The following is a 7,400-nucleotide window of genomic DNA, read 5'->3' on the forward strand; positions in this document are numbered from 1 at the left end:
TCCCTTACCTTTGTAGTGTTATTCATTTGAACCGAACACTAAAAATTCTCGATAAACATGAAAGTCGAACAGATTTATACCGGGTGCCTTGCAGAAGCCGCTTACTACATTGAAAGCGACGGCGAAGCAGCCATCATTGACCCATTGCGTGAAACCAAACCCTACCTTGACAAACTGCGCGAGGAAGGGGCAGAACTGAAGTATATTTTCGAAACCCACTTCCACGCAGACTTTGTTTCCGGGCACATCGACCTGGCGAAAAAAACCGGTGCCACCATCGTTTACGGCCCGAAAGCAGAAACCGCTTTCGATAAGCATATGGCTACTGATGGCGAAGAGATCAAACTGGGTAAGCTGACCATCAAGGTCCTCCACACCCCAGGCCACACCCCGGAAAGCACCACCTTCCTGCTTATTGATGAGAAAGGAAAGGAACACAGCATCTTTACCGGCGACACCCTCTTCATTGGTGACGTAGGCCGCCCGGACCTGGCACAGAAGACTGGAGAAGTCACCACCGAAGACCTCGCAGGATGGCTTTTTGACAGTCTGCGTGAGAAAATCATGACGCTGCCCAATGAGGTCATCGTATATCCCGGCCACGGTGCAGGCTCTGCCTGCGGCAAGAATATGAGCGATGAAACCTGGGACACGCTTGGCAATCAGAAGAAGACCAACTATGCCCTGCGTGCCGATATGACCAAAGAGGAGTTCATCAAAGAGCTGACCGCTGGCCTGATGCCACCACCGCAGTATTTCGCCGCAAACGCGAAAATGAACAAAGCCGGTTACGCCAGCTTTGATCAGGTGCTGGAAACTGGTGCCGTTGCCCTCGACCCCGCTTCTTTCGAAGAGGTTGTAGAGCAGCATGAAGCACTCGTACTCGACACCCGCAGCGAAGCCGCTTTCCGCGAAAGCCACATCCCGAATTCCATCTTTATCGGTATCGACGGCAACTTCGCGCCTTGGGTGGGCGCTCTGATCGGCGATCTGCAGCAACCTATCGTTTTCCTCGCAGAAGCCGGCCGGGAAGAAGAAGTGGTGACCCGTTTGGCCCGCGTAGGCTACGACAACACCCTGGGCTTCCTTAACGGAGGTATTGATGCCTGGAAAGCCGCTGGCAAAGAAACCGATTCGGTAGAAGCCATCACCGCAGTGGAATACGCTAAGCGCCTGGCTGAGGGCGAGGTGCCCACTACGCTTGATGTGCGCAAGCCAACAGAGTTCCTCTCCCAGCATGTCACTACAGCCCGCAACTTCCCGCTGGATTATATCAACAAGAATATGAACCGGCTGGAGCGCAGCGAAACGTACTACCTGCACTGTCTGGGCGGCTATCGCTCCCTGATCACCGCTTCCATCCTCAAAGCCCGGGGCTTCCACAATTTGGTGGACATCATCGGCGGATGGCGCGCGATCGAAGCGAGTGAAGCACCGGTAACGGACTACGCTTGCCCAAGCACACTGTCACAAGACACGATTGACGAGGCGATCAACGCCGTCGCATAAATAGAAAGGCCTTTTATAAGCCCGGCGACTTCGGTAGCCGGGCTATTTCTGTTTTCACAACACCAATCAATCCTATTAACATGAAATCTTTACTGACTATTCTGGCCGTTGTGCTCGGTGTCTTTGCCATGAGCACGGCATGTTCGCCGTCCAAAGATTCCGAAAAAACACCAACGGAGGAGGCTTCAGCCCCTTCCACCCTGGACACTGCGCAGTACAAAAAGCAGGGGATGGAAATCGCTATGGGCACTTTCAAGGTCCTCAGCGGGCAGCTCAAAGCTGCGATGCAGGAAGGTGGTGTTAAGAATGCGGCCCAGTACTGCAACACCGTTGCCTACCCGCTGGTCGATAGCCTCTCCGGGCAGTACAACGCCCAAATCCGCCGCGCCAGCAACAAAGTCCGCAATCCCAAAGATGCGCCTACCCCACGGGAACAGGAAATCCTCGATGCCTACCATGCACAGGCAGCAGCTGGTGAGCAGCCCAAACCCCAAATCCGCCAACTGGCTTCGGGTGAAATCGCTTTTTATGCCCCCATCATGATGCAAGACCTCTGCCTCAAATGCCATGGCAAACTGGGCGAGACCCTGAAAGCCGAAGACTATGCTATCATTCAGGAACTTTACCCTGAAGACAACGCCATCGGATATGAAGCCGGCGACCTGCGCGGTATCTGGAGCATCACCTTCCCCGCACCGAATTAATGCCGGCATGAATGAACTCCGCGACGCCATCAGTCCCTACCTCCGCCAACATGCCGATCAACCGGTGCACTGGCGATGCTGGAATGAGCGTACCCTGGCACAAGCCCGGCAGGAAGACAAACCGATCATACTAAGTATCGGGTACAGCACCTGCCACTGGTGCCATGTGATGGCCCGGGAAAGCTTTGAGGACGCTGCCGTCGCGGAATTCATGAATCAACACTTCATTTGCATAAAGATTGACCGGGAAGAACGGCCAGACCTCGACCGCCACTTCATGCGCGCCTGCGAAGCCCTCACCGGAGATGGCGGCTGGCCCCTGCATGTTTTCCTCACCCCCGGGCAGCGCCCCTTTTACGCAGGTACCTATTTCCCTCCTCATGCCAATGCCAAACGTGCCGGATGGATGGACACCCTGCAACTTGTCGCTTATAATTTTTACCAAAACCGGCGCACTGTAGAAACCGAAGCCGACCGTACGGCCACAAAAATGGTGCGCCTGCAGGCGGCTCCTGCCCAAACAGCTGAGCAACAGGCCGCAAACAGCCAATCTTTAGCCGCCGGGCTTCAACGCCACTTCGATACCCGTCATGGTGGCTTCGGGCAAGGCAGTAAATTCCCCAATACCATGGCGCTGGAGTGGCTTTTGCATCAGGCCTGGTACCATTCTGACCTCAGCAGTTATCAGCATCTCCATCATTCTCTGGAGCGCATGCTTCAGGGTAGCCTGCACGATCCTGTAGGTGGCGGTTTTGCAAGGTATACCGTAGACCACGAGTGGCGGGTACCCCATTTTGAGAAAATGCTCTATGACAACGCCCTGATGGTCAGTTTACTCAGCAAATTACAGCGCTGGCAGCCCCGGCAGGCTTACCTCCAGGCAATCCGGTCTGCACTCGGCTTTCTGAAACGGGAACTGCAAGCGCCTAGTGGGTTATTCTATGCTGCGCTCAGTGCAGAAACAGCGGGTATCGAAGGCGCTTTTTACACCTGGACATATAATGAACTGACCGCCCTGCTGCCCCGGGAGCCTTGCTGGTTTTTTGAATACTACCACATTCGGCAGGAGGGCAACTGGGACAACCGGAATATCCTCTATGCCAATCAGTCCGTTTCCAGCTTTGCCAACCGATTGGGGCTATCTGAAGCCACCGTTCAGGCTTATCTGGATAGCTGCAAGGCAAAACTCTTCCGGCTTCGGGAACAACGCCCCCGTCCCGCCCGGGACGAACAGCTCCTGACCGCCTGGAACGCCCTCACTGCATCAGCTTTTCTGGAAGCCTACCTCGTTACGCAGCAGCCCACCGACCTGCAGACCGGGCTTGCCATCCTACAGCAACTCGAACAAACCCAAACCGATAGCGAAGGCTTACTGCTCCATCAGCAGGGAAGCGCGCACCACGCCTACCTCGACGGCTATGCTTATTACATACAGGCTTTGCTGCTTGCGCATAAAGTCACTCAGGATACCCACTGGCTTGAAGAGGCTCGAACGGCAACGGAACAAACCTATAACCTGTTCCAAAAACGCCAAAGCCCTCTGCTAAGCTTTGTTCCGAAAACACTGCAAGACGCCCCTGACCTTGCCTTTGAGGTAAGCGAAGAAGACACCCCTGCACCCAACGCCGTTATGGCTATGAACCTGCAACAACTCGGCTTACTGCTCCACCGGCCGGAATGGACCGACCGGAGCAGTTCCATGATAGCAGCCGCCCGTGCCCGTTTGCAGGAGCACCCCCTGCCCCATGCTACCTGGGGGCAAGCCCTGCTCGCACAGGAGCAAGGCTGGCTCGAACTGGCAGTAGTTGGCCCCGAAGCGCCTGCCCAAAGTCATGCCATCAATCAGCAGTACTGGGGTTACTACATCCTGATGAGCACCGATACGCCAACCGAGGCTTATCCACTGCTGGCTCACCGCGGTGAAGATACCCGAACTCCAATCTATGTTTGCCGGAACTATCAGTGCCAGAGACCTGTTTACAAGGTGAGAGATATTGATCTGGTGGTCAAACACTGATCTTCACCCAATAAATACACTCACCATAGCACCATCCAAACTCACTTTACCGCAACTTGCCGAGCAATTACTGTTGGTACTACGAGACCGCAAGCCAAGCCGCCCCCTTGAGGCAGCACTCATGTCTATGACTATACCAGAGCTTCAGCAGGCGCTGAATACCGAGGATGCCCGTAAAGCTTTTTGGATCAATATTTACAATGCTTACTTTTTGCTTTTGCGGCAACAGGGGTGGGAACGCCCTGATATTTTTCGGGAGCCCCTTGTCCCTATTGCCGGTAAACGCTTCAGCCTTGATGATATTGAACACGGGATTCTAAGGCGGTGCCGGGCCAAATGGGCTTTGGGCTATCTCCCCAGCCCCTTATTCAGGTTAAGCGTTTATAAATTGATGCTTCGGCGTCCGGATTACCGTATTCACTTTGCGCTCAACTGTGGGGCACGCGGCTGTCCGCCCATTGGTTTTTACCAGGAAGATATGATCAGCGAGCAATTAGATGTTGCCACACACGGTTTTCTGGAGCAGGAAACCGTTGTTGACGAAACACAGAGCGTTTTGCATACCACCCCGCTCATGCGCTGGTACCTTGGCGATTTTGGAGGGTTTCATGGTATCAGAAAATTGTTAGTCCGCACCCTGGGCCTGAAGCAGCACAACTGGCGAATCCGTTTTCAGCCCTATGATTGGCAGGAAGCGCTTTATCGGTTCAGCTCTTAAAACGGCCTTAAGTCAACCCTCTCCGATACTTATATCTCCTTAACTTTTTGGCCTGCCTTTCCTTTTAAAGCATAACTAAATCTCGAAGCTATGCGCATTATGCTCTTCACCGGAAAGGGAGGGGTAGGAAAGACCACACTGGCTGCGGCAACAGCTCTGCAGGCCGCTCAGTCCGGCATAAGGACCCTTATCCTTTCCACTGACCCCGCCCACAGCCTTTCCGATGCACTTGATCAGGAGCTCACCCCCGAGCCTCAGGAGATTGCCCCTAACCTGTTCGCTCAGGAGGTGGATGTCTACTATTCCATGAAAAAGCACTGGGAAAACGTCCGGCAGCTCATGCTGGCCACCTTCCGCTTTCAGGGAGTGGAAAATGTAGTTGCTGAGGAGCTCTCCGCCCTGCCCGGCATGGAAGAGGCCTCCGCATTTTTGTGGCTGGAGGAGTACCACCGGGAAGGGCTTTATGACCTTATCGTCATTGACAGTGCGCCTACGGGCGAAACGCTGAGCCTGCTGTCTCTCCCACAGGTCACACAGTCCTGGGTCATGAAAGCCTTCCCGGGACAACGGTTTGCCATGAAGGGGTTTGGGGCAATGGTCCGGGGCATGACGGGTATCCCATTGGACTATGGGCTGGACGAACTGGAGCGGCTCTTTGACAAGCTGGAACGCATACAGAAAGTCATGCAGGACCCGGAGATTTCAAGTATACGCGTTGTCCTTAATCCGGAGCGCATGGTCATCCGGGAAGCCAAACGGGCATTGACCTACCTGCAGCTTTATGGTTATAATGTGGATGCGGTGCTCGTCAACCGCATTTTGCCGGAAGCAGCCCGGGCGGGAGGTTTTGAGCAGTACCTGGACCAACAGGCGGACTACCTGGAGGAAATCGAGCAAAGTTTTCAGCCCCTGCCCATTTTCAAACTCGCCCATCAGGGGCGGGAGGTGTTTGGGCAGGAACTGCTACAGGAAATCGGGCAGTCGCTTTACGGCGACCGGAAAGACTTTACGGAAGTGCTGTATCAGGATAAGCCCTTCGAACTGCGGGAAACCTCTGGAGGCTACATCGCCCGCCTGAAACTCCCTTTTGTACAGGACAAAGATTTCACCGTCAACAAATACGGGGACGAGCTCGTCGTATCCATTGGCAACCAAAGGCGGACCATCGCCCTGCCCCGCTTTGCCAATTACCTGCAGGTAGAAGGTTATACCTTTGAAGCCCCCTGGCTGGAAGTACAACTGAAAAGATAGCACAGGGCAATTGCTGTTTTGCTTTTTTGTAACTTCCAACCTGACACAACAAAACAGCGAATCCTATGAAAATAATTGCGCTTGACGGAAGAACGCTTAACCCGGCCCCGGCAACAGACCGGGATTTCGTAAATCGTTTTCCGGTTACCACGGCGCTCAACATTTCATAACCAAAAGGGTAATAATCAGTGGCGGCCATGAATAAAGGCTTGTATAGTAGATTCACGAAGGAGCTGCAACGAACACCGCTTTACTGTACACGTGGTGGGTTTAGCGGTAAAGCGTTTAGGATTTTAGCTCGTCAATAATTCCTTCCTGCCTTTGGTGGCTGTGATATATTTTGACCACCAATACCACCAACTCCTCTTTATCTACTGTGTATACTATTTTGTATTCCCACTTCAGCATTCTGCGGAACACGACTTGTTCCGTACTGATTTCCTTGAACGCTTCGTGTGATTCAGGGTAAGTTTCAAGCCGGCCAATAGCCTCCATAATGCCTCGCTTTACATTTGTGGCTACTGTGTTAGACTCCGACCTTCTTAGGTACTGAACAATTTGGCTAAGATCCTGGCGGGCTTTTGGGGTGATCCGGACCTTATACTTCTTTACCATGTGTCTGCTTCTTTTCGGAAGTCTTCCAAAGTAATATATTCCCCGTTTTTTGCAGCTTCCACATCTGCCAGCAGCTCTTCCCGCGCTGTACTTGCCCTGACTGGTGTGCCATCGATTTCGTAACCAATAATCGGGTCTTCTTGCTCTTTAACATAGGTATCCAACATGGAATGGACTACTTTCAAAAAGCTCTCGTCTTTCACTTGCTCCAGGTAAGACTGGATTTCGGCTTTGATTTCTACAGCGCTCATAAGTATTGATTTTGTAGATTCCTAAAGATAACGGTTTTACCGGTGAATCCGTTCTCGGAGCAGCGGGAGTTTGCAGGTTAACTTCGTTTCCACCTCCTTTTCTGTCTACAACTTATCCTCTACATGGGGCAGGTTTTCTGGTTATTACCTGGTTGATTTTGTTTTGATGATTCATTCCTTTACAAACTTCCGCACCATTTGCTCCGCTCCTACTTGCAAGCGAACCACATATACTCCCCTCGGCCAGCCTCCCACATCTAATTGCCAGCTACGGGGTGCCGGGCTCAAGTTCAGGTCTTCTGTGTAAAGCATTTGACCGGATAGGTTTTCAATAA

General features: G+C 52.9%; 8 protein-coding genes. 5 read left to right on the forward strand and 3 right to left on the reverse strand.

Annotated elements, in window-relative coordinates; genetic code table 11:
• The first annotated feature begins 57 nt into the window (after positions 1-57).
• The 5 genes from MRY86_RS00775 to MRY86_RS00795 all read left to right on the forward strand — a co-directional run bounded on the left by MRY86_RS00775 (position 58) and on the right by MRY86_RS00795 (position 6,199).
• The gene (locus MRY86_RS00775; RefSeq protein WP_293564320.1) at positions 58-1,509 is read left to right on the forward strand and encodes an MBL fold metallo-hydrolase; all 1,452 of its coding nucleotides are present in this window, start codon (positions 58-60) and stop codon (positions 1,507-1,509) included.
• Between the two features lie 80 nt (positions 1,510-1,589).
• Positions 1,590-2,213: a DUF3365 domain-containing protein gene (locus MRY86_RS00780; protein ID WP_293564322.1), complete on the forward strand. Its 624-nt coding sequence runs from the start codon at positions 1,590-1,592 to the stop codon at positions 2,211-2,213.
• A gap of 7 nt (positions 2,214-2,220) precedes the next feature.
• Positions 2,221-4,230: a thioredoxin domain-containing protein gene (locus MRY86_RS00785; RefSeq protein WP_293564337.1), complete on the forward strand. Its 2,010-nt coding sequence runs from the start codon at positions 2,221-2,223 to the stop codon at positions 4,228-4,230.
• 127 nt (positions 4,231-4,357) lie between these two features.
• Entirely contained in the window at positions 4,358-4,948 is a 591-nt protein-coding gene (locus tag MRY86_RS00790; protein ID WP_293564339.1) for a DUF547 domain-containing protein, read from the forward strand.
• 90 nt (positions 4,949-5,038) lie between these two features.
• Positions 5,039-6,199, forward strand: a complete 1,161-nt coding sequence (locus tag MRY86_RS00795) for an ArsA family ATPase (RefSeq protein ID WP_293564341.1) — start codon at positions 5,039-5,041, stop codon at positions 6,197-6,199.
• A gap of 285 nt (positions 6,200-6,484) precedes the next feature.
• On the opposite strand, the gene MRY86_RS00800 is transcribed toward MRY86_RS00795, so the two are convergent.
• From MRY86_RS00800 to MRY86_RS27115, 3 genes are all read right to left on the reverse strand, one after another.
• A complete protein-coding gene (locus MRY86_RS00800) occupies positions 6,485-6,814 on the reverse strand; it encodes a type II toxin-antitoxin system RelE/ParE family toxin (protein WP_282782127.1) in 330 nt (109 codons plus the stop codon).
• Positions 6,808-7,065, reverse strand: coding sequence for a hypothetical protein (locus tag MRY86_RS00805; protein ID WP_282782128.1), 258 nt, complete (start codon positions 7,063-7,065; stop codon positions 6,808-6,810). Before MRY86_RS00805 ends, MRY86_RS00800 begins: the two co-directional genes overlap by 7 nt.
• 171 nt (positions 7,066-7,236) lie before the next feature.
• Positions 7,237-7,398: a T9SS type A sorting domain-containing protein gene (locus tag MRY86_RS27115; protein ID WP_363325379.1), complete on the reverse strand. Its 162-nt coding sequence runs from the start codon at positions 7,396-7,398 to the stop codon at positions 7,237-7,239.
• Positions 7,399-7,400: the final 2 nt, after the last annotated feature.

Source organism: Phaeodactylibacter sp., from assembly GCF_022763345.1.
Taxonomy (GTDB): Bacteria; Bacteroidota; Bacteroidia; order Chitinophagales; family Saprospiraceae; genus Phaeodactylibacter.